This is a genomic window from Hymenobacter montanus (assembly GCF_014699115.1).
In the GTDB taxonomy this organism is placed as follows: domain Bacteria; phylum Bacteroidota; class Bacteroidia; order Cytophagales; family Hymenobacteraceae; genus Hymenobacter; species Hymenobacter montanus.
This window is the reverse complement of the sequence record NZ_JACXAD010000001.1, coordinates 248,078-269,982: the sequence shown is the minus strand read 5'-3', so window position 1 is coordinate 269,982 and position 21,905 is coordinate 248,078. Positions and strand designations below refer to the sequence as shown.

Below are 21,905 nucleotides of genomic sequence, written 5' to 3'. Positions count from 1 at the left end.
CCTGACGCTAGGGGCTGCTGATTTGAATTGCCAACAGGTCGATGCTTGGCCGGGGCAGGCCCACTAAGGCTCGCGCGTGACGGTGCCGGTGATGTAGCCGAAGGGGGCGTCGGTGGCCACGAATATTTCGTTGGTGTTCGGCTGGCCGAAAGGCTCCAGGTTAAAGGGAATGTGGTGCTTATTGGGCATAATGAGGCTGATTTCGGCTACCACGTCGTTTTCCTGGAGGATTTTCTCGCCGATGGCGTAGAGCGTGTGCTGCACCGAGTGGCTCTGGTGGCCGGCGAAGGTGCGCAGCAGCGACTGGCGGATTTGCTGGTGCCGGGAGTCAAAATCGAGCTCGGTGGTGACATAATTCCAACTGGCTTCGCACTCCGTGGCCAGGATACGGTCGGATGTTTCGGGGAGCACGGTGAATTCATCCTTGGGGTAGCCGACGAAAGCCGAATCCGTGGTTTTCAGCAGCAGCAGGCCCTTCAGCCCGGAGCTGACGGCCGGGCCTGCGGCCGTGCGGGTAACGACCGTGGTACGCTTCTCCGAGCCGCCGCCCGTGAAGGAGTGGGGGTGGGGGACGCCGTCGAACGCCAGGCGCTGCCAAAGGTGCTCGACCAGCTCGATGCGTACCTGCGATACCGGCGGGTTGCGGGACAAAAAATGCTGGCTCAAGGTTAGCCCAAAAGCTTCGATGGAGCTGGTGAAATGCTCGCGGGCCAGGGCGTAGACCGTGTTTTTCTGGGTGTCGGTGGGTAGAATGCGGGAGTTGTCGCCAAGCGTATGGGCCGCGTCGAAGTCGCCGGTGAGGGCCACGCTCACCGACACTTGTCGAAATTCGTGGTAACCTTCGTGCCGGATGATGCGCGAAAGGTTGACCGCGTTCTTGCCGTACCGGTTGGCACTTAATTTTATACGCATCGGAGTGACGAAACTGCAGGTTGGAAAAGTCTCGAATGTAGCGCAAAACGTAGCCCCATGCCCGATCTTATTCTGAAAAGCCGCCGGGTTGTTTGCCCCGAGGGTATCCGCGAGGCGGTCCTGGTAATCAGGGAAGGCCGCCTGGCCGACATTCTGCCGTTTGGTAGCGAGGTAGCGGGGCCCGTGACGGATGTCGGCGACCACGCTATTCTGCCCGGCGTTATCGACCCGCACGTGCACATCAACGAGCCCGGCCGCACCGACTGGGAGGGCTTCGACACGGCCACGCGGGCGGCGTTGGCCGGCGGCCTCACCACCTTGGTCGACATGCCGCTGAACTCGGCTCCCGTGACCACGTCGGCGGCCCACCTGGCAATGAAGCGGGCCGCCACCAAGGGGCAGCTGCACGCTAATGTCGGGTTCTGGGGGGGCGTAGTGCCCGGCAACGCGGGCGAAATCGAAGGCTTGATTGCAGCCGGGGTGCTGGGCTTCAAGGCCTTCCTCACCCACTCCGGCATCGATGATTTTCCCAATGCCAGCGAAGCCGACTTGCGCCGGGTGATGCCCCTGCTGGCCCGCCACCGGCTGCCGCTGCTGGTGCACTGCGAGCTGTCGGCCGAAGGCGGCGAGGGCCCACAAGGCAACCCCCGCGCCTACGCCAATTACCTGGCCTCGCGGCCCAAAAGCTGGGAAGACGAGGCCGTGGCCCTGATGATTCGCCTGTGCGAGGAGTTCGACTGCCCCACCCACATCGTGCATTTATCGTCGGCCAACGCCATCGCGCCCCTTGCCGCCGCCAAGGCTCGGGGCCTGCCGCTGACGGTGGAAACCGCCCAGCACTACCTCTATTTCAATGCCGAAGGCATTGCCGATGGTCAGACGCAGTTTAAGTGCGCCCCGCCCATCCGCGAAAAGGCCAACAACGACCAGCTGTGGGCCGCGCTGCAAGCCGGCATCATCGATTTCGTGGCCACCGACCACTCGCCCGCCCCGCCCGCGCTGAAGCAGTTGGTCAGCGGCGACTTCGGTACGGCCTGGGGCGGTATCGCTTCGTTGCAGCTGGCCCTGCCGGTGCTCTGGACGGGCGCCCGCCAGCGCGGGGCCACGCTGTCGGATCTGGCCCAGTGGCTCAGTGAGCACCCCGCCCGCCTCATCGGCCAGGGCCACCAGAAAGGCCGGATTGCGGTGGGCTACGACGCCGACCTGGTTGTGGTAAATTCCGAAAAGTCCTTCGTAGTCCGGGAAGAGATGCTGCAGCACAAACATAAAGTGTCGCCTTACATTTGCCAGGAGCTGTGGGGGGTGGTGGCGCAAACCTTTCTGAAGGGCCAGCTGGTGTACCAGCACCAACCCCCGGCTTTCACCCACCTCAACCAAGGCGAACTTTTAACCCGGTAGCTGAATGCAGGAGGAATACCTGGCGCGCGCGGAGCGAATTATGGGGCGCATTGAGCAGCTGGCGGCCATCAGCGAAGACCCCGCCGGGGTGACGCGCACCTTTGGTACGCCGGCTTTCGTGCGGGGCCGTGCCCTGGTGCAAAGCTGGCTGGAGGCTGCCGGCCTGGCCACCCGCGTCGACGGCATCGGCAACCTGCGTGGCCGGCTGATAAGCCGGAACCCGGGGGCGAAAACGCTCGTGCTGGCTTCGCACATCGATACGGTGGTGAATGCCGGCAAATTCGACGGCCCACTGGGCGTGCTCATGGCGCTTGATCTGCTGGAAAACCTCGCGGCGAAAGCAATCAGCCTGCCGTTCCACGTCAAGCTGATTGCTTTTAGCGACGAGGAAGGCGTGCGGTTTCATACGACCTATCTGGGCAGCAGGGTAGTGGCCGGCTCCTTCGACCCGACCGTGCTGGCGCGGGCCGATGCGGCCGGGGTGACTCTGGCGGAGGCCCTGACTGCCATGGGCGCCGACGCCTCGCAGATTCCGGCCGACGCCATTCCGGCAGCTGACTGGCTGGGATATTTCGAAATGCACATCGAGCAGGGCCCGGTGCTGTGGGAGCGGCAGATTCCGGTGGCGCTGGTTACGGCCATTGCCGGGCAGCGGCGGGTAGAGCTGCGGTTTCGCGGCGTGGCCGGCCACGCCGGCACCGTGCCGATGGACCGGCGCCAGGACGCCCTGTGCGCGGCGGCCGAGTTTATTCTCATTGCCGAGCAGTTTGCCCTGCACCACGACCAGGGGCTGGTAGCGACGGTGGGCCAGCTGACGGTGCGCCACGCGGCCAGCAACGTTATCCCCGGCGAAGTAAGGTGCAGCCTCGACCTGCGCAGTGCCAACGAAGCCCAACTGGCCGACGCCTACGAAGCCCTACGAACCTACACCGCCGCCATCGCCACGCAGCGTAACGTGGAGCTGGAGTGGAACCTGGTGCAGCAAACCGCGCCGGTGGCCTGCGACCGCAATCTGAACGCCCTGCTAACCCAGGCCATTACCGGGGCCGGCCACGAGGCCGTAGGGCTGGTCAGCGGCGCGGGCCACGATGCCGTGCCGATTTCGGCCGTGGCCCCCGCTACGATGATGTTCATCCGCTGCTTTAAAGGCATCAGCCACAACCCCCTGGAAAACGTGGAGCTGACGGATCTGGCAGCGGCGATAGAGGTAGCCGACCGTTTTTTAGTGGAACTGAAAAGGAATGTTGAATTAGGAATTAAAAATTAAAAATGAAGAATTAAAAATGTAGCTATGATTTAGTGGGGGCTTTTAGATGAGTTCTTGCAATTCAATTGTCTCGGTATTGCTTCTGCTAGCTGGTCAACGATAGCCGAGCTTACCGGGCGCCGGCGGTCAGTAGTTAGGCACAACTTCGCGAAGCATCTGGTTCGCCTCGTCGAGCGATTAAGAGCCTATCTGAAAAATGTCTGTCCTAGAAAAAACAGAACGTCATGCTGAGCGCAGTCGAAGCATCTCTCCCGCGTAGTAATTCATTCAATTGGACCTACTCTAGTGGTAGAGATGCTTCAACAAGTGGACGCCAGATGAAGCATGACGTTTTTCTTATTTTTCGGATAGGCTCTACGTTATTGTTGCACGCGACATGCTTGGGCGGCCCGGACACCGGATGAGGATAAATGATTGACATACTGGTTGGTACGAATACTTGCGCGTGGATATTTCAACAACCAATTTTTAATTCTTCATTTTTAATTTTTAATTCAACAGATGAAAATCTCCGCCCTGACCCGCTCGGTTGTCAAGCCCAACCACGCCATCATCGCACCCGACGGCTACATCAACAGCAACGTACCTGGCTGGACCGGCTGCACCGTGAACGTTATCATTAACGAGCAGATGGGGGCCCGCCTCTGCCAAACCCTCATCACCCTTACCGAGGCGGGTCGGCTGGTGGGGGAGACGCAGGCGGCGCAGATTTTCTTCTACGTAGTGCAGGGCCAGTGCCGGGTGGCCGTGGGCGGCGAAACCCGGGAACTGAGCGCGGGGCAGTTTGTCTACATTCCCATCGGCCAGGCGTATGAGTTCAGCCAACCGGAGGCCGGCACGCAGCTGCTGACCTTCCACAAGGTGTACGAGCCGCTGGCCGGCCACGCCACGCCGGGCATTTTGTTTGGTGAGAAAGACGACCGCAAAGCTCCCGTGTACATGAACGACGAGGCCCTGCGCATCCAGGAGCTGCTGCCCAACGAGCTGGCCTTCGACATGGCCGTCAATATCTTCACCTACGACATCGGCGGCCACCTGCCCATGGTGGAAACCCACATCATGGAGCACGGCTTGCTGTACCTGCAGGGCCAGGCCATTTACATGCTCGACCAGCAGTGGTACCCCGTCAAAAAAGGCGACTCGATCTGGATGGCGCCCTACTGCCAGCAGTGGGCCACCGCCATGGGCCAGGAAAAGTCGGTGTATATCTATTACAAAAACGTCAACCGTTTCCCGACGGTGGTGTAAACTAAACCGCTATGGCGTACGCAAGGCCGAAAGGCTTGTATTTCTTTCTGACAAGTGAGCCGAATACCAATTATTTATATGCGGAAGTTTATTATAATGAATTCTGCATATGTCACGTCGACACTGAGAAAGGTGACTTTAGCGTCAGCTTCTTCAATGAGCCCAGGAATAATTACGGGATGGAATCTATCAACGTCAACTTAAGTGACTTCCTGCTGACGCTGGAAAGAGCGAAAGAACAGCTGCTAAAGCATCACAACAGAATAAATGACCCTCTCTGACCTCAATGCCTTGCCAGCAGCGGTTCGTGCCGAGTCACTGGCTGCTTGCTGCGGGGCCCACGCTTGGGTAGCCGCGCTGAATCAGCAGTTTCCTTTCGCCTCATCCGCGGCGCTTTATAAGGCCGCGGCGCATACCTGGAGTAGCCTGGCGGAAGCCGACTGGCGCGAAGCCTTCACGCACCACCCCAAGATTGGCGGCGACGTGCAGGCCTTGCGCGAGAAGTTTGCCAGCACCAGCACCTGGGCCGAAGGGGAGCAAGCCGCCGTAAAACAAGCGGCGCCCGCTACCCTTGAAGCATTGGCCGCCGGCAATACGGCGTACGAGCAAAAATTTGGTTACATTTTCATCGTTTGCGCCACCGGCAAATCGGCCGATGAAATGCTGGCGTTGCTGCAAGCGCGCCTACCCAACAAGCCGGAAGCTGAAATCCTGGTTGCCATGGGCGAGCAGGCTAAAATCACCCGCATTCGCCTGGAAAAACTACTAGCCGCATGAGCCAGATAACTACTCATATTCTCGACACCACGAAGGGCCGGCCCGCCGCGGGCGTAACCATCGCGCTACTGCAACAAGCCGGCAACGACTGGCAGGAAATTGCGCGCGGCGTAACCAACCCGGATGGCCGGATTACTGATTTACTGCCCAAGTCAACTTCCTTAAAGCTGGGGGTTTATAAAATGAAGTTTTATACCGAAGAATATTTCAGGCAGCACGATACGGCGAATTTCTATCCGTTCGTGGAAATTGTTTTCGACGTGGCCACCACCGAGCATTACCACGTCCCGCTGCTGCTGAACCCATTCGGCTACGCTACCTACCGCGGCTCCTGAACCGGGTCGCGGCGCCATACGTCACTAAACGACCGCGCCCGCGCCAGCACGCTAACTTAGATCGGCTCTCAAATCAGGGCACCGTTTTTTAGGAATTAAAAATTAAAAATGAAGAATTAAAAATTGACCAGCCGATTTTTAATTCTTCATTTTTAATTTTTAATTCCTTTTCGAGAACTGCTCTACTCACCCCCGCAACGACGCCCCGCCCAGGGTTGCGTCGCTACAGCTTCCTAATTTCCCATGAAACTCAGCCTACCCGAATCCGACAAAACGACCCTGCTCGACCAACTGGGCGTCGCCAACCGGCACTTCCAGCAAGTCTACCCCGGCGACAAGCCCGACCGCCAGCCCGTGCATACTGTGTACGGCGGTGCCAACCTGTTCAAGGCCGACACCTGCGTGCGCATGGGCGACATCGCGCTCAACAACTTGCAAACCTACGCGCCCAACTTCGCGGAGCTGGCCCGCGTGCTGCACCTCAAAAACCACGAGAACCTGCCCCCACTCGAAAAAGACATCGCCGCCCTCACGACGAAGCTGGATGCCTTGTCGGCCGAGGCGCGCAAGCAGGAGCCGGCCTGGCTGGCGTATTCGGTCTACCACAAGATTGTTCAGAAGCTGCAGCGCGAACCCGTAGAGGACTTCCGGATAGACTTTGAAGACGGGTTCGGCAACCGGCCTGATGCCGAGGAGGATGCCACCGCCAGCCGCGCCGCCCAGGAAGTGGCTAAGGGCATGCGCCAGGGCACGCTGTCGCCGTTTATCGGCATTCGCATCAAGCCCTTTACCGAAGACATGAAGGCCCGCGGCGTGCGCACGCTGGATATCTTCCTGACCACGCTGCTGGCCGAAACCGGCGGCCAGCTACCGGGCAATTTCGTGGTGATGCTGCCCAAGGTGACCATCCCCGAGCAGATGACCACAATGGTGCGCCTGTTCGAGCTGCTGGAAAAAGCCAACGGACTGGCCCCCGGCACCCTCAAAATGGAAACCATGGTGGAAGCCACCCAAATCATCATGGACGAGGAGGGGCGCAACCCGCTCCTGCGCCTCATCCGGGCCAGTGAGGGACGGTGCGTGGCCGCCCACTTCGGCACCTACGACTACACCGCTTCCTGCGGCATCACGGCCCGGTACCAGACCATGGCCCACCCCGTGTGCGACTTCGCCCACCACATGACCAAGGTGGCGCTGGGCGGCACCGGCATCTTCCTTTCCGACGGGGCCACCAACGTCATGCCCATCGGCCCGCACCGCGGCGACAACCTGAGCTACGCGCAGCTGCGCGAAAACCAGGAGTCCGTGCACAACGCCTGGCGGCAGGCTTACCACCACACTACCCACTCGCTCATCAACGGCCTCTACCAAGGCTGGGACCTGAACCCGGCGCAGCTGCCGATGCGCTACGCCGCCACGTATAACTTCTTCCTGAGCAGCTACGACGACGCCGTTACCCGCCTGCGCACCTTCGTGGAGCGGGCCGCCATCTCCACCCTCACCGGCGACATTTTCGACGATGCCGCTACCGGCCAGGGTCTGCTCAACTTCTTCCTGAAAGCCCTGAACTGCGGCGCGATTTCCGAGGAAGATATCGAGGCCACGGGGCTGACCCGGGAAGAAATCAACACCCGCTCGTTCTTCCGCATTCTAGAAGGGCGGCGTGGGAAAACGGAATGAAAAGTGCATTAGCGGCAGCAACGCAATACGCTTCGATTGAAGTAGCCACTCCGCATTGTGAATGATGGTCCGCCTGGATTTCATCGAGCACTCCAGTTAGAGCGGCAGCGTGGAGTCTCAATTCCTCACAGTCCGATTGAAGCCGTGGTCGAGCCGCTGCTAAGCACGGCGCAGTGGGAATTTCAATTCCTCACAGTCCGATTGAAGCTTGGGGGGGGGTGCCGGGAACGCCTAGATGGCCTATTTCAATTCCTCACAGTCCGATTGAAGCGAGGGAGCGCGTTCAACAGTTCGTAGCTACCCCGTCATTTCAATTCCTCACAGTCCGATTGAAGCCAGCCCAATGCCTGTTACCCGAACCTGCATTCGGCATTTCAATTCCTCATAGTCCGATTGAAGCCGGAAACCCAGGCGGAGGCCCTGCTTGCGGAATACAGATTTCAATTCCTCACAGTCCGATTGAAGCAAGGGGGGATGGGCTGAAAATGGGCGGCTTAGCTAGATTTCAATTCCTCACAGTCCGATTGAAGCCTGATTGTTGGCCTGTTGTAACTAACTTGTTGTTGTCATTTCAATTCCTCACAGTCCGATTGAAGCGCCAACTGGCCCAGGCCAAAAACGACGTTACTTACCATTTCAATTCCTCACAGTCCGATTGAAGCGGCGCCCACGGCCTCCTTTACGGCGAACACGGCCAAATTTCAATTCCTCACAGTCCGATTGAAGCGAGCGAAGCAACGGGCTTGCGGACGGCCGTTTTCTTATTTCAATTCCTCACAGTCCGATTGAAGCCCATACCAAATCAACTAACATCATGAAATATACCCGATTTCAATTCCTCACAGTCCGATTGAAGCAGCTACGCTGGCCCGTACCGTAGGCGCTGAACACGGATTTCAATTCCTCACAGTCCGATTGAAGCCCGGCTGAATTATAAGGCACGTAACGGGTTCCCTATATTTCAATTCCTCACAGTCCGATTGAAGCGCGTGCCGTTCCCTTGTTGCCCGGCCGGGTTGCCGTATTTCAATTCCTCACAGTCCGATTGAAGCGTGGCTCGTTGGGCGATACCAGCGTTCACCAGCGTTATTTCAATTCCTCACAGTCCGATTGAAGCCACGGGGGGAGCCACCCGCCTGCGGTCGACGGTCATATTTCAATTCCTCACAGTCCGATTGAAGCCGGTGGGGGCGGCGGTGGTCGCGGCGGCCAAATTCTATTTCAATTCCTCACAGTCCGATTGAAGCTTCGGACTTGCAGACGCTGGACCCGACCCTTTTGCGATTTCAATTCCTCACAGTCCGATTGAAGCTGGCGGTCGTCGGCATACAACTGCCCGGCTAGGCCCATTTCAATTCCTCACAGTCCGATTGAAGCGCCGAAGGAATCGAAGTGAGTAGGATATTCGCTCATATTTCAATTCCTCACAGTCCGATTGAAGCCGGCCGCTTATAACGCTTACGAAGCCAGCCACCCCCATTTCAATTCCTCACAGTCCGATTGAAGCAGGGCCAGGTGGCTATGTGGTAGACATAAAAACCACATTTCAATTCCTCACAGTCCGATTGAAGCTTCGTCATATCCTTCCGCTGGCGGCGGCTCCGCAAAATTTCAATTCCTCACAGTCCGATTGAAGCACAAGGGCCGGATGGGGGTATTTGGGAGGCAATCGTATTTCAATTCCTCACAGTCCGATTGAAGCCTCAAGCCTTGCGGGTGATCACGTTCACGACATTAAATTTCAATTCCTCACAGTCCGATTGAAGCGCGAGCAATCAGGTCAAGACCTGATTTTGAGATACGATTTCAATTCCTCACAGTCCGATTGAAGCTTTCTTGCTGTCCCACTCTTCCATGCGGCGGCACAGATTTCAATTCCTCACAGTCCGATTGAAGCAGTATCTACACCCCGGCCCTATCCCCCGCCAATCCAATTTCAATTCCTCACAGTCCGATTGAAGCTGCTTTCCAACAATTGTGCTTTCCGCTGTAAACAAGATTTCAATTCCTCACAGTCCGATTGAAGCTGCATTAAGCCATCTAAATAAAAAGCATGCTGTACGATTTCAATTCCTCACAGTCCGATTGAAGCTATTACTACTGTTGGTGCTCTCTCTGATCTCCACCAATTTCAATTCCTCACAGTCCGATTGAAGCCGTAATCCAGGCGGTAGCACTTCACACAGCCACATTATTTCAATTCCTCACAGTCCGATTGAAGCCCGTAACTTTCTACGCCACCTCTCCCCATACCATAATTTCAATTCCTCACAGTCCGATTGAAGCGAACAGCCGGTTCAACTTCGCGGCCAATAAGAAAAATTTCAATTCCTCACAGTCCGATTGAAGCACCCCCACCGCTGCCTGGCAGCACCAGCCCAAAATAATTTCAATTCCTCACAGTCCGATTGAAGCGGGATAATAATTAGTGGATGGATTCGGGGGAATAAAATTTCAATTCCTCACAGTCCGATTGAAGCCCGCGAAGCCTTCGCCGAATTCTTCGCTTTCATGGAATTTCAATTCCTCACAGTCCGATTGAAGCAGTACGGTGTTGCTACTATCCCACCAGTCCGCATCGATTTCAATTCCTCACAGTCCGATTGAAGCGGCTGCTCTACCTTCGGTGCGGGGATGAGTTGAGCCATTTCAATTCCTCACAGTCCGATTGAAGCCCCGCACCGCTACCGCCTTTCGCACCTCGGTTTCCCATTTCAATTCCTCACAGTCCGATTGAAGCGCCGGGCGGGCAACGGGCAGTAGTGGGTGAAATTGGATTTCAATTCCTCACAGTCCGATTGAAGCCGGCCAAAAACGCCAAAAACGGGATCATGGTGGACGAATTTCAATTCCTCACAGTCCGATTGAAGCCACCCACCCGCAGTACTACCCCGGCGACGTGACACATTTCAATTCCTCACAGTCCGATTGAAGCATTCAGCCTTGCCGGGCAGCGCAGAGGCAATACGGAATTTCAATTCCTCACAGTCCGATTGAAGCGGGGGCGGCGGTGGAGGCGGCGGCCAGGTTTTTAAATTTCAATTCCTCACAGTCCGATTGAAGCCCGGGCGTTGCGCCGTTAGCGAAAGCAGTTCAGCTTATTTCAATTCCTCACAGTCCGATTGAAGCTACGGCCCTTCCATGCACCGTTAGCCCGCTCATCCAATTTCAATTCCTCACAGTCCGATTGAAGCCCGGTTGTAGCTATCCAATTTCGCAATCCTACTGAATTTCAATTCCTCACAGTCCGATTGAAGCCCGGGCCCAGGACTCCTTCCCCCGCGGGCTGCATGTATTTCAATTCCTCACAGTCCGATTGAAGCAGGAAGAATTTGCCGTGTCGTACTTGGCTTCGACCAATTTCAATTCCTCACAGTCCGATTGAAGCCCTGGGCTTCCAGGTAGACGACTACCGCATGTACTTATTTCAATTCCTCACAGTCCGATTGAAGCCTCGCCCCGACCTTAAATAATCCTTATTATGGCCTTATTTCAATTCCTCACAGTCCGATTGAAGCGCGTGTCGCGCTTGGCGAATTTGGCCTTCTGATTCAATTTCAATTCCTCACAGTCCGATTGAAGCCGCCTGACGCGGTGGTCATTCAATCTGCTTCCTATGGCCATTTCAATTCCTCACAGTCCGATTGAAGCCATTACGCGGCGGGCTGAGAGCGGAACATATCCATCATTTCAATTCCTCACAGTCCGATTGAAGCTGCGCGACCTCGCGCACAAGTCCGGCAAGCGTTTTAATTTCAATTCCTCACAGTCCGATTGAAGCGTCGGCCATCGAGAAGGGGATAGCCAAGCCAGGCTTATTTCAATTCCTCACAGTCCGATTGAAGCCCCGGAACGCGTAGGGATCGGGCTGGGGTTGGGGTATTTCAATTCCTCACAGTCCGATTGAAGCGGTGGAACTTCCCGAATGCCAACACTTTCGACGCGAATTTCAATTCCTCACAGTCCGATTGAAGCATCCCGCTTTGCGCTACGTGCGGTGATATGTTGTGATTTCAATTCCTCACAGTCCGATTGAAGCCCCCAGGCATTCCGCAATAGCAACTTCGACCAGTAATTTCAATTCCTCACAGTCCGATTGAAGCCGCCAAACTAGCCGCGCTCTCGCTGGCCAACAAGATATTTCAATTCCTCACAGTCCGATTGAAGCCTGTAATGGAAACGCTGGTCTCCCGCCTCGAAATCGATTTCAATTCCTCACAGTCCGATTGAAGCATTTAACGGTTGGCGAGTTCCCGCAAGGGATAATGATTTCAATTCCTCACAGTCCGATTGAAGCCCGTAGCAATTGAAGCAAAAATATGCCCTGGCACGTTGTGATGCCAGTTTTTAGCAAGATAAAAATTTCATAAAGTCGTCGGTGCCCGGAAGTAGGAAAACCCCTGCTCTGCGACGACTCTAACAATAAGCGAGTTATAAAATTTAGAACATGAACATCCTGTGTCTCGTGCCCTGTGCAATTGGTAACGACGACTGCGGTATCATAAAAACGCATCCAGTCGCTTACGCTCTTGCCCCAGCACTTCCTTCTGCAGCCATTGCTGGGTGCAACTTTTAAACACCAGAACGCTGTCCTCATCCAGGTCGAGGAAAGCTTCGGCTTTAAGCAACAGCTCCTTGAGTTTCACTTCAGATATTTCGCCTTCAAAAACAGAGTTCTGAATCCAGTGCAGGTACTGACGACAAAGCTTGAGCATTTTGCCCACGCGTCGCTCTTTGATGTCGTAAACCAATAGCACGTACATAGCAGCTGGGGTTTCTTGTTTAATTTGGTAAGAGCAACAGGTTGGTCGCTACCACCACGCTTTGAACGGCTGGTATTCTTCTATGCTCAGCAGGTGTTTGGTGAGCTTGTAGCATTCGAGCTTGAGCAAGGACTGATAGCTGATGATGCGGTCGAGGCGGCGGTGGCGGAAGGTTTCTTTCAGGCGCTCCTCAAACACCCGGATGAATACCTTGCGGGCGGGCTCGCGTAGGTGGCAGCCACCGAGCTCCCGCACGAAGTCACGAGGCTGGATTTCCTTTTTGTTGAGCACTCGGAAAATAGTGCGGTCCACGAGCAGGGGCTTGAAAATTTCAGCCACGTCCAGGGCCAGGGAGAATCGGCGGGCACCGGGCTCGTGCAGGAAGCTGATGGTAGGGTTGAGCTGGGTGTGGTAAATTTGCGAGAGGCAGGCCGCGTAGCAGAGCATGTTGCCGAAGGAGAGCAGGGCGTTCAGCTCGTTTTGGGGCGGCTGGGTGCTGCGGGTGCCAAAGCTGAACCCATCCATGCTCACCAGTTGCTCGAAGCAGCGGTAGTAGGTCTGGCGGATGTTGCCCTCGTAGCCCATGATTTCAGCGATGCTCGTGGCGTGAGGCAGGGCCGCTACGTACAGCTCAATCTGAGCAAGTTCCTCGCCCACGGCGCGGCCGCGGCTTTGGTAGTAGCGAAGGTTTTTGCAAAGGTTGAAGGCCGCGCCTTCCACTAGCTTGCGGGCCAGTACGAGGCGCTTTTTCTTGTTGGTGTAGTGGGTGGTCTGGGCTACTTGCACCCGGCCGGCCAGCAAGTACTCCTTAGCCATAAACGAGCCGGTGTAGTGGTCGTAGAAATCGAAGAAATGCACCGAGACGCCGTTTTTACCCAGGAAGTTATAGAGGGCTGAGTTGGCGTCGAGCGCCCCGAACACGTAGAGGTCGCTCACATCCTGCACGGGGAGAAAGCGCGTTTGACCCTCGCCGCCTTCTTCGTTGTAGGCCGTGTACTTAAGGGTGTTATCCTGCCGGCTCAGACGGCCGGGGTTGAAGAGGTAGAAGGTTTTCTTCATATAGCAGAAGGCAGCCGGATTCGGGGGATTTCGCAGATTTATAAAATCTGCCCTAATTTAATCTTTTAGAGGTTGAAGTTTATGGCATCAACAGAGATTAGCAATTGCTCATTTATGTACTTGTTGAAAAGAACAATATCCCCGTACCTTGGAGAAGATTTGATTATCGGAATTTTTCAGCAGCTTGAAAGGGCTAAAGAAGCGAGAAAGGAATATATTATGAAGTGTAGGGTGGATGATAAATGGGCAGAACAACCTTATAGAGAAGTCCATTTAGAAAATGATACTACAATCTATGATACCGTTGTAATTCATGAAACCGAGCGTATAAATAAAGAAGTGTATGTTGTCAGTCTTTATGAAGAGGGGTTTGGCCAAATTATAAGAGAAGTTTGTAAAGTATTTAATGATGAAAATGAAGCAAGAGATTTTACTGAAACAATGAACAAAAATGACAAAGAATATGAGCCGAGTTGGTATGACTTGGAAGCCCTAGAGGTAGATAAAATATACTATGATAAGTGAATATAAGAAAAAGTACACCATTTGTGTTCCGGTGCTTGAGCACCTATGAGCCTGTTTCCAACGTGCTTTCGCCCGAATAGCAGAACTCATAGTAGCTGCACTGCTTGCAGAAGGGCTTGTTGATGACGGGTGGGCAGGGACCGTCCAGAATGCGGCGGATATTCACTTCCCAGGTGGCAATGGCCGCATAGTCGTTGGGTTCCAGCTTCACCACTTGTTTCAAGCACAAGCGTGGGTACTCCAGAATGCCGGTAGCGTCTGGCACCCCGTGCTGCTCCAGCAGCCAGAGGTAATATTTTACCTGCGCTACGTGAGCTTCTTTAGCTTTATTGCCGCGCTTCATTTCGTGAACTACTTTGGCCTTGCGGTCATAAAAATCAATCTTGCTGCCTGCAATCATGATTTCGCGAAAGTTTTCGGGCCGCTGAGGGTAACTGGTTTCATGAATCAGCTTACCATCCTGTACGGCATCCGAGAAAAATTCCATGCGTACCTCATGGGCATGGAGCCACAATTCGCGGTGGCAGATGTGGTAAAGGTTGATGAGGGTGGCGGTAACAGGACGCATACAACCGACTGCGATTAGAGGAAAACGGTGAACTCATCCGCGGCCAGCTTGTCGCTGCGAATACCGCTTTCTAGGTCGTACACTTCTCCCCAGTGATAAGTGTCGAGTGCCCATAATCCATAAACATCTTGAGCATTGATACTTTTTTGAATTCGGACCATATCCTTCGACTGAGCGAACAGGGAGCAGGTAAATAGGGCCAGAATGCCTTGTAGCTGCTTGAGATTCTGTCGGCTTCTCTGCTTCTCGTCGCGGCTTTTACCGGGTTCTTTGATAAGCTGCTTGAAAAGGTCCAGCACCTTTTGCCCGGCTATTAAACCGCCCTCAGGCACGATGCCGTGAGCTTGCAGAAAATCCTGCTGTGCAGTAGTGAGCAGGCGGTTGCCCGCATCAAATTTCTGCCAGTCCTCAACAGATGCAAAATCAATCGGGTTTGGCTGCTGCCACTGGCCAGCAATCCATACATCCGGATACAAGCCCATAGGGCAGGGCACGAATAAAGTACCCGTTTCCTGGTCAATTAGCTTCAGGGTGGTGTCAACGGCCGGAAAATTCAAGCGGCGGCAGTAGTCTTGGTAGGTGCCCAGGTTGACGCCGCCCGCTTTTGCGTTCCAACTATCAATACCTTCCATCACCTTACGGTAGAGTCGGTCAAAATCCTTACTGGTCAGAATTTCGGCCGCTTCGGTGCGAAAGGCGTTGCTCTCCTGCACCCCATAGCGCTTGTCATGGCCGTAAAGCAGCTTAGCTGAGTCGAGCCGAAACAGGTACAGCACGCTACCCGTCTTGGTGGCGTTGCGGTTGATGCGGCCCGCCAGTTGCTCCTCGCTGTCGAGCAGCGACCGGTCTTTGAAGCCGAGATCCATGTCGATGTCTACTCCGGCTTCTACCACCTGCGTGGTGATGAGCAGTACTTTTGGACAATCGGCCGGCTGGTTTTTGAGGAAATAAATAATTGCTCGGCGCCGGTGTTCTAGAATCGTCCCCGACAGCACCAGTAGTGTGTAGCCAGGTAGCAAGTCCTTGTTAGTGATGAGTTGCTGGAACTCAGTAGCCGTCTTCTTAAAAATAAATTCGATAACGGTACGCACCCGGCCGTCGTGCTCGGCAGCCCAGGCTTCGGACCGGGTATGTATATGGCCAGCCAGTGCGGTCAGGTAAGCCGTGCGGGCTGCTTCGTCTTTCCGGTCGGGAGTAGGTAGTTCGTTTTCAAGCCCGAAATCGAAGCGTACCCGTTGGCCGAAATTAGGGTTGATAAAAAACCGCTCCCGCGCCTTGGGCAATAGCTCCTGAAATGGCACCCGCACGTAGTCTTTACCCCCAATCTTTAAGTCGCTGAGGCGTGGCAGTGTGGCCGACATCAGCACGAAGCGGATGTTGAAAGTGCGGGCGTATTCCTCGAATAGCCAAGCCAGTTTGTCCCAGTGGCGTGGGTCGTAGCTCTGAAGCTCGTCGAGTACTACCACTGAGTTGGCTAGCCGGTGAAGCAAATAGTTGGCTTCCTTACGGCTGGTTTTGAGCACGTCCACGAACCGCACGTGTGTCAACAGGCACACGGGGAAGTTTACAAATTGGTTGTCAAGTTGGGTGCGGTGCTCGCGGCCGTAACTGGCATCAGGTTCGGGATCGTTGGGGTAGTCTTTGCGGGCGTAGTCGGCGCGGCTGTGTATCTGCACCACCTCATCGGCGGTCAGTCCCAGGGTATCGCGTAGCGCCTGAGCGGTTTGGGTGATGAGCGTAGTGAAGGGGAAGACATAGTAAATTTTGGTCAGCTCGGGGTTTGCCGCCAGCAGTTCGGCGGCTGCCAGCATGGAGAGATTGGTTTTGCCGCCGCCAGTAGGCGCGTGCAGGTAAAACAGCCGTTGGTGAGCGTTTTGGCGCACACTGTTAACTACTTCGGCTGCCATGCGGCTACGCAGCCTATTTAGGTTGTCGGCGCTGGGCAGCTGCCAGTCAACCTGCTCGGGGTCTTGAGCCAAATAGTCAGCTAGTCTTTCCGTGACCTCCCGGTTGTAGTCTTGTAGGGTACGGGCGTTGCGAATGATTCGCTCCCGTAGCTCGCCTGCTATCAGCCCAAAATCGTCGTAGGGCTGCGCGTCGTCCCAGCCGTTGTAATAGTGCGCCGTTCCGTAATAGTCGGCGGCCGTAAGCAGTGAAAACGTGAGCCGCACCAAGGCGTACAAGGCGAAAGGCGGGCGTTGAGCCGTTGTGAGTAAATCCAGGGTCTCGACATGACCGGAACCTATCAACTCGTGGATAAAAAGCTGGTCGTCGTTGGTAACAGTGCTACCAAACAGTGCCAGGTACCCTTGTAGCAGTTGGGCAGGCCCTTGCAGCGACGCGTTACCTTGTGCCAAGTCATCGCCAAGGCGAGGGGCATGGTGACGTTCTATCGGATAGGCCAGCGCCAACAAAGCTGCTGCTAAGGCTTTCTGAGTGGTTTCTGGTTCGTGCTTTAGAATGGCATCCAGTTCCCGCACCACAAACAAATATGTGCTCACGATGGCATGATGCGAGCCGAAGCCATGTCTTACCGCTAGAAATTCAGGTCGGGCGGGGTTTTGAATGTGGGCTTGGTAAGCTGCGTTCACTTTGCCAAAGTCGTGGTGCCACACGGCCTGTACCAACAGGCGCTTTACCTGACCGGCCACTCGGGATAGCTCGGCAGTTGGGACGGTGCCGGTCAGGGTTTCGTAGACCAGTGTGTCAGCCACAGCATCGAGGCCGTGGGCCTGGACCAGCCGCCCGAAGTAGCCCATGACCCGATGCATGTGCTCCGCCAGACTTTCCGGGGCTACCGTGTCGTTATAGGCGCTGTGCCCGTGGTAAGCGTGGGCATTGGTCAGGGTGGTGGCTAGAGGTGGCAGTTCAGCCAGCAGCTCGTCGAAAGAGGGCAGCGTCGTCATTGGCCACAGTTAGTGCAGCTGCACTACTTGGCCTTCCAGCCATTCATACAAATCTTCGATGGGCGCGTCGGCCTGGAACCGAGCGTTGCTAAACACGAACTCGGCGTAGCAATACTGCATCAAGTGCTCATCAAAGCCTACTGGCAGCCGCTCAAAGTGCAGAAACGGTGGGTCGGACGGCCCATGCTGGCGGGCGCGCAGCCCCACGGCTCGCGCCACAGCATCGCTCACGCGCTGGGTTTTGCGAAATGCTGACACTACCTGAAACTCGTGCTCGCCCTTAAACGGCCGTGGCTCGGGCATTTCCTGGACGTTGCCCCAACTCAGGGCAAATTCGTTTTTACCCAAGTAAGGCAGGAATTCCGCCTCTTGCCGTCGCAGTCTCTGGTATAGGATTTCCTCCACGGCATTCACCCGATTCAGCAGTACAAAGCAGCGGTAAGCGGGCCGGATGAGGGTACTTTCGCGCAGTATCCAGGTGCCGTCGGCATTAGCGTAACCTACCGTATTGGTGTATTCGAGCACTGTTTTGGCAAAGCTGCCGCGCTCGTGGCGGGGCCGGTCACCCTTGTCCTGTGCCTCGTTGCCGACAAACGCCAGTGGGGCCACCCCCACGCGCAAATGCCCCAGTTTTTTCCAGTATTCAGGTCGCTGGTTGCGCCCGGCGTAGCCACCCAGGCCCGCTACTGCGCCTAGTAGGCCCAAGAGAGCAGGCCGATGTAGCAGGTTGTAGCTCAAACTCAGGCCCTCGTTCACGTCGGGCTTTCGTAAAAAACCAAAATCGGCCCGCACGTCGAATGACAGCAAGATGGATGAAGCGAGGCCGGCAGTTGAGGTTGGCTCAGTCACCGAAGCTTCAAAAGAAAGCAAGGTTTGCATACACGGGCAGTCCTAAAGGGGCAGAACCTGGGCCCCGGCCGGCGCGTTGCGCACCTCAGTACCGGCCGCGTGGTAGTATAACTCGATGCGAGCTACTTGCTCAGCCACTCGCGGCTCGGCCAGCAAGTCGCGCACCTTGGTCAGGTCCACTACGCGGTCGAGGCCTACGCTCACCAGCTCTACCAACGAAGGCAAGACCAGCTTCGAGCCCTCGTTTAGTTCTACCCACAGCAGCAACTCGTTTTCGGTGCCGGCCTTCGAGGCTGAATCATAGAACGTAACGCCGCTACGTAGAGCTTCCTTGAATTTGTCTATATCGGCGATAGTAAGGCCGCTGGCGCCCTCGCCCACTCGGGCGACGTGCTCACTCAGGTTCTGCGGGTTCACCGAGAAGTGGTGCACGTAGTGGCCCTCGCGTAAGCGCACCTGCGTGCCGAGCGTGGACATGGTTGAGTCGATGCTTTTGTCGCCAGGGTTACGGAACGGCGACATAATCTGCTCTGAGAAAATAGCTCCCTCGGCGTAGCGGTTCATGCCGTGCGTAATCTGTACTGGTCCATGAATGGAAATGTTGGTTTCGCCCGCAAACGTGGCTCCAAACAGGCGAACATCCAGGCACTTGAGCAAATTGCCCAGAATAGCCAAGCGCACCACGCTGTCCTTATTCTTTCCCTTCTCCTGTGGATATGGGCCAAATAAGTTGTTATAGGTTTCGTCCAGGGTGCGGGGCGACATACCTTCGTTGAAGGTTTTGAAATAGAAGATATTATCCTCGGCGTAGTTACGTACGAAGTAGTTTTTGATGGAATACTTCAGCACCTTGTCGGTGGCGTACACCGTGCCATCGGGCAAGGTGCGCGGCTGGTGCGTGAAGTCGGCGTTGTAGTTGGAGTTGACGCTCTTGATGACGGAGCAACCGTAGGCGCGGCGGGTGTAGACTTGGGGCATAAGATTAGAAAGTAAGAGGAAAAAATCAGGCTTCAGTTTCTTCGGTACCTGCTTCGGTAGTAGTAACCAGGGCTTCGGGCTTTTTGCCAAACATCCCCGATGGGCTGAAATAGCCGCACAGAATAAACGGCATTAGGTCTTTAGGCGACTTCTGGGCCTCGTAACCCAGCACTTCGCCAGCGAGCTTGCGAAAACGTCGGTTGCCAAACGATATGGCGTGCTTGTAGCGCCGAATGGTTTGGGCCAAGGCCTCCTTGAAAAGGGCCGCGTTGGTTTTTTGCAAGAAGGGTTCGAGCAGCTCGTTGGTTTTGTCTTCGGTCTTGCTCTGGTACAGCAGGTAGTAGATAAGCTGGCCCGCAGCGAAGGCAAAATCTTCGTCGGTGGTTAGGTGCTGGTCCGCAGCATCGTCAGCGAGTAGGCGCGATAGTGAGTCGCGTAACTCGGGCAAATAAGTGGGCATGGCGTGTTCGGTAAAGTTGGAGTTGGAAGAATCAAACAGATGGTTGAGGCTCAGATAAATGTTGAGCTTTTGTTTGGCCCGGTAGCCCGCATACTGGTCGGTTGCGACTACATCGTCCAGAATGCCCGACAGGAGCATATCACGCCAGGCCGCCGCCGTAATAGTTTGCCGACGCGATTTGTACACGAAATCATACCAGGCCTCCCGGTACTGCATCACCAGCCGAAACGTAGTAGCCGAGCAATATTTCGGATCAATATCGTCGAAGTATTTGTAGGCCCAGGCACCACTTTTCTGCACCTGGACCAGCGCATTGCTAAAGATGATTTTCAACACCTGCGTTTGGAGTTCAAAGACGGTAGCCGGTTTCAGCACTTGGTTGATACCGAACAAGTCTAGCACCTGCCAATAGTCGGTGCCCGCCACCGGGTCGTGCAGCCGGATGTCGAACTGGCTCACGTAGTCAAAATCCTTCACCTCGCCGCGCTGGTAAAACAGCAAGTAGTAATTATTCAGGTCGTGGCCGCCGAGCACCAGCCGTTCCATTATTTCGCGGTAGCCAGGCTGCGTCGTTGGGTCTTCGTTGAAAATGGCCACTACCTCCCGGTTCAACTCATCGGCATCCACGAACACAGGTAGCGGGTTGGGCAGTACGCGCGGGTTGCGGTCGGCCAGCAGTCGGAAATCGTTGAGCCAGCGCGCATCGGCGTCAGAAATGCGGTTGCTGATGCCCGATGCTGCCGGGCTGCGCGCCGAGTTGGTGCCGAAAGGCGCCGTCTGGTGAATGAGGAAAGGTTTTTTGTCGCCGTAGCCGTTGAAGAAGTTGCTAGTGCCGTAAATGCGGCCCTCGGCATCGGGCAGCGTGTTACGCTCACTTGTGTTAAAAAGATTGTCGCGCAGGTAGCGGTTATTCGTCTTTTCGTAGTCCGCCAAAGTAGCTTGCGGCTCACCCAAGTAAATGACGATGTAGTCGGTTTCTTTCAGCTTGCTGTATTCAGGCAAATCGGTCAGCATTTGTGGCAAATCATTCTGGCAGAAGTGCTTGAATTGCAAGCTCATTTGCTTCTCCCGTTCCTCGGCTGGCTCCAGCAGCAAAATGGCTCGGTCGAAGTAGCGGCCGATGCGCTGGTCCAGCGGTTGCTTTTTGGGGTCGTCGGCCTTCTTCCGGTGTTCTTCTCCACCCACCCATGTTGCCCGTTTAAATGCCAGGCAAAAAGGTGAAACTGTATGTATCTCTTTTTCCGGCGCGTCGAGACACTTCCAAGTGTTAATCATCCACGCCCGTTGCTCACGCCGTGCGCAACTCAGCAGGAACTCCGATATGCTGGCGTCGGTGCGCCGGTACAGGGCCGCCTCCTGCAGTTGAGGCGTTCCATCCACGCCGAAGCTGACCAGTACGTGTAGTCCGTCTTTAGGTCGTAGGCCATGTTCCTTAAAGGCCGCCAATACCTTTTCGGTGTAAATGACGAGTTCCTGAATCATATGGCTAAGGTAGAAGTACTTGATGAATAAATGTCAAGAGAAGCACAAGTAGGATGAAAAAATTTGATTTGCTGTCCAATATTAAATTCTATGTGTAATCTTTGCCCCACGAGAGAATGGAATTGAAATAGGGATGCACAAAAACTTGGTCGGACCAACCTTTCGTAGCCCGTGAATGCCTAAGCATTCACGGGCTTTTGCCAACAAATTCTTGTCAGCGATAGCCATTATTTATTATGGAAAGTTTTGATCCATCGAATTATATCAATTTGAGTCTGGTGCAGTCCAAAATGCAGGAGCTAGGTATTGGAATGAAAAGTGTACCACAGGTGCAGCACAATTCCCGCACGGTCTGGTTGCCCTCTCGAAGCTTTCCCGGTTATCCAGAAGTATTTTCCTTCATTGGTTTTGATGCAGAAATGCGTCCGTTTTTTGTAGCTTTGACATATGTCGAAAGTCAATTCTTCGCCCTCGATGTCCGAATCGCCACAGAATCCGAAATTGCCCGTTACTGGTGCGCCGGTCAGCTTCCGCAACCCATTTGAGGAGCGCGATTCCGACGAGGTATGGCGCGAGCTTCTCGAAAATGCAGGTCCACCCATCAGCCGGGAAGAAGCAATGAAGCGCATGGTAGAGGCTGATAAAGAGCGTAGAACCAAAGAATAAGTCAATCAGAAAGCAGCCCCACCCGGCTGCTT

16 protein-coding genes and 1 CRISPR repeat array are annotated in these 21,905 nt (G+C 55.2%); of the genes, 8 read left to right on the top strand and 8 right to left on the bottom strand.

What is annotated here, in order from left to right; translation table 11 throughout:
* Positions 1-63: 63 nt before the first annotated feature.
* A complete protein-coding gene (gene pucL / locus IC235_RS01035) occupies positions 64-912 on the bottom strand; it encodes a factor-independent urate hydroxylase (protein WP_191003296.1) in 849 nt (282 codons plus the stop codon).
* A gap of 57 nt (positions 913-969) precedes the next feature.
* Here pucL and allB point away from each other — a divergent pair, with 57 nt between their 5' ends.
* The 6 genes from allB to IC235_RS01005 all read left to right on the top strand — a co-directional run bounded on the left by allB (position 970) and on the right by IC235_RS01005 (position 7,617).
* Entirely contained in the window at positions 970-2,310 is a 1,341-nt protein-coding gene (allB, locus tag IC235_RS01030; protein WP_191003295.1) for an allantoinase AllB, read from the top strand.
* 4 nt (positions 2,311-2,314) lie between these two features.
* Positions 2,315-3,577 (top strand): allantoate amidohydrolase, encoded by a 1,263-nt coding sequence (locus IC235_RS01025; RefSeq protein ID WP_191003294.1) that lies wholly within the window; start codon positions 2,315-2,317, stop codon positions 3,575-3,577.
* Between the two features lie 501 nt (positions 3,578-4,078).
* Complete coding sequence (gene allE / locus IC235_RS01020) at positions 4,079-4,825, top strand: (S)-ureidoglycine aminohydrolase (RefSeq protein ID WP_191003293.1); 747 nt, start codon at positions 4,079-4,081, stop codon at positions 4,823-4,825.
* A gap of 267 nt (positions 4,826-5,092) precedes the next feature.
* The gene (gene uraD / locus IC235_RS01015; protein ID WP_191003292.1) at positions 5,093-5,602 is read left to right on the top strand and encodes a 2-oxo-4-hydroxy-4-carboxy-5-ureidoimidazoline decarboxylase; all 510 of its coding nucleotides are present in this window, start codon (positions 5,093-5,095) and stop codon (positions 5,600-5,602) included.
* Positions 5,599-5,937: a hydroxyisourate hydrolase gene (uraH, locus tag IC235_RS01010; protein ID WP_191003291.1), complete on the top strand. Its 339-nt coding sequence runs from the start codon at positions 5,599-5,601 to the stop codon at positions 5,935-5,937. Before uraD ends, uraH begins: the two co-directional genes overlap by 4 nt.
* 243 nt (positions 5,938-6,180) lie before the next feature.
* On the top strand, positions 6,181-7,617 hold the full coding sequence (locus IC235_RS01005) for a DUF6986 family protein (protein WP_191003290.1): 1,437 nt from the start codon (positions 6,181-6,183) through the stop codon (positions 7,615-7,617).
* Positions 7,618-7,731: 114 nt separating this feature from the next.
* Positions 7,732-11,914: direct repeats of the CRISPR family, unit length 29 nt; unit sequence ATTTCAATTCCTCACAGTCCGATTGAAGC.
* Positions 11,915-12,116: 202 nt separating this feature from the next.
* Here the strand turns inward: IC235_RS01005 and cas2 are convergent.
* Entirely contained in the window at positions 12,117-12,380 is a 264-nt protein-coding gene (gene cas2 / locus IC235_RS01000) for a CRISPR-associated endonuclease Cas2 (RefSeq protein WP_191003289.1), read from the bottom strand.
* 48 nt (positions 12,381-12,428) lie between these two features.
* A complete protein-coding gene (cas1b, locus tag IC235_RS00995) occupies positions 12,429-13,439 on the bottom strand; it encodes a type I-B CRISPR-associated endonuclease Cas1b (protein WP_191003288.1) in 1,011 nt (336 codons plus the stop codon).
* An 81-nt stretch (positions 13,440-13,520) separates the two neighbouring features.
* On the opposite strand from cas1b, the gene IC235_RS00990 reads away from it, so the two are divergent.
* Complete coding sequence (locus IC235_RS00990) at positions 13,521-13,964, top strand: hypothetical protein (protein WP_223847004.1); 444 nt, start codon at positions 13,521-13,523, stop codon at positions 13,962-13,964.
* A 43-nt stretch (positions 13,965-14,007) separates the two neighbouring features.
* On the opposite strand, the gene cas4 is transcribed toward IC235_RS00990, so the two are convergent.
* The 5 genes from cas4 to IC235_RS00965 are packed head-to-tail and all read right to left on the bottom strand — an operon-like array spanning position 14,008 to position 21,207.
* Positions 14,008-14,532 carry a CRISPR-associated protein Cas4 gene (gene cas4 / locus IC235_RS00985; RefSeq protein WP_191003286.1) on the bottom strand — a complete coding sequence of 175 codons (525 nt, stop codon included), beginning with the start codon at positions 14,530-14,532 and terminating at the stop codon, positions 14,008-14,010.
* A 14-nt stretch (positions 14,533-14,546) separates the two neighbouring features.
* Positions 14,547-17,438 (bottom strand): CRISPR-associated helicase Cas3', encoded by a 2,892-nt coding sequence (gene cas3 / locus IC235_RS00980; RefSeq protein WP_191003285.1) that lies wholly within the window; start codon positions 17,436-17,438, stop codon positions 14,547-14,549.
* Between the two features lie 9 nt (positions 17,439-17,447).
* A complete protein-coding gene (gene cas5 / locus IC235_RS00975) occupies positions 17,448-18,317 on the bottom strand; it encodes a CRISPR-associated protein Cas5 (protein ID WP_191003284.1) in 870 nt (289 codons plus the stop codon).
* A gap of 12 nt (positions 18,318-18,329) precedes the next feature.
* On the bottom strand, positions 18,330-19,265 hold the full coding sequence (locus tag IC235_RS00970) for a type I CRISPR-associated protein Cas7 (RefSeq protein ID WP_191003283.1): 936 nt from the start codon (positions 19,263-19,265) through the stop codon (positions 18,330-18,332).
* Positions 19,266-19,290: 25 nt separating this feature from the next.
* Positions 19,291-21,207 carry a hypothetical protein gene (locus IC235_RS00965; RefSeq protein WP_191003282.1) on the bottom strand — a complete coding sequence of 639 codons (1,917 nt, stop codon included), beginning with the start codon at positions 21,205-21,207 and terminating at the stop codon, positions 19,291-19,293.
* A 447-nt stretch (positions 21,208-21,654) separates the two neighbouring features.
* Between IC235_RS00965 and IC235_RS21920 the strand changes: the two genes are divergently transcribed.
* Positions 21,655-21,873 (top strand): hypothetical protein, encoded by a 219-nt coding sequence (locus tag IC235_RS21920; RefSeq protein WP_223847003.1) that lies wholly within the window; start codon positions 21,655-21,657, stop codon positions 21,871-21,873.
* Positions 21,874-21,905: the final 32 nt, after the last annotated feature.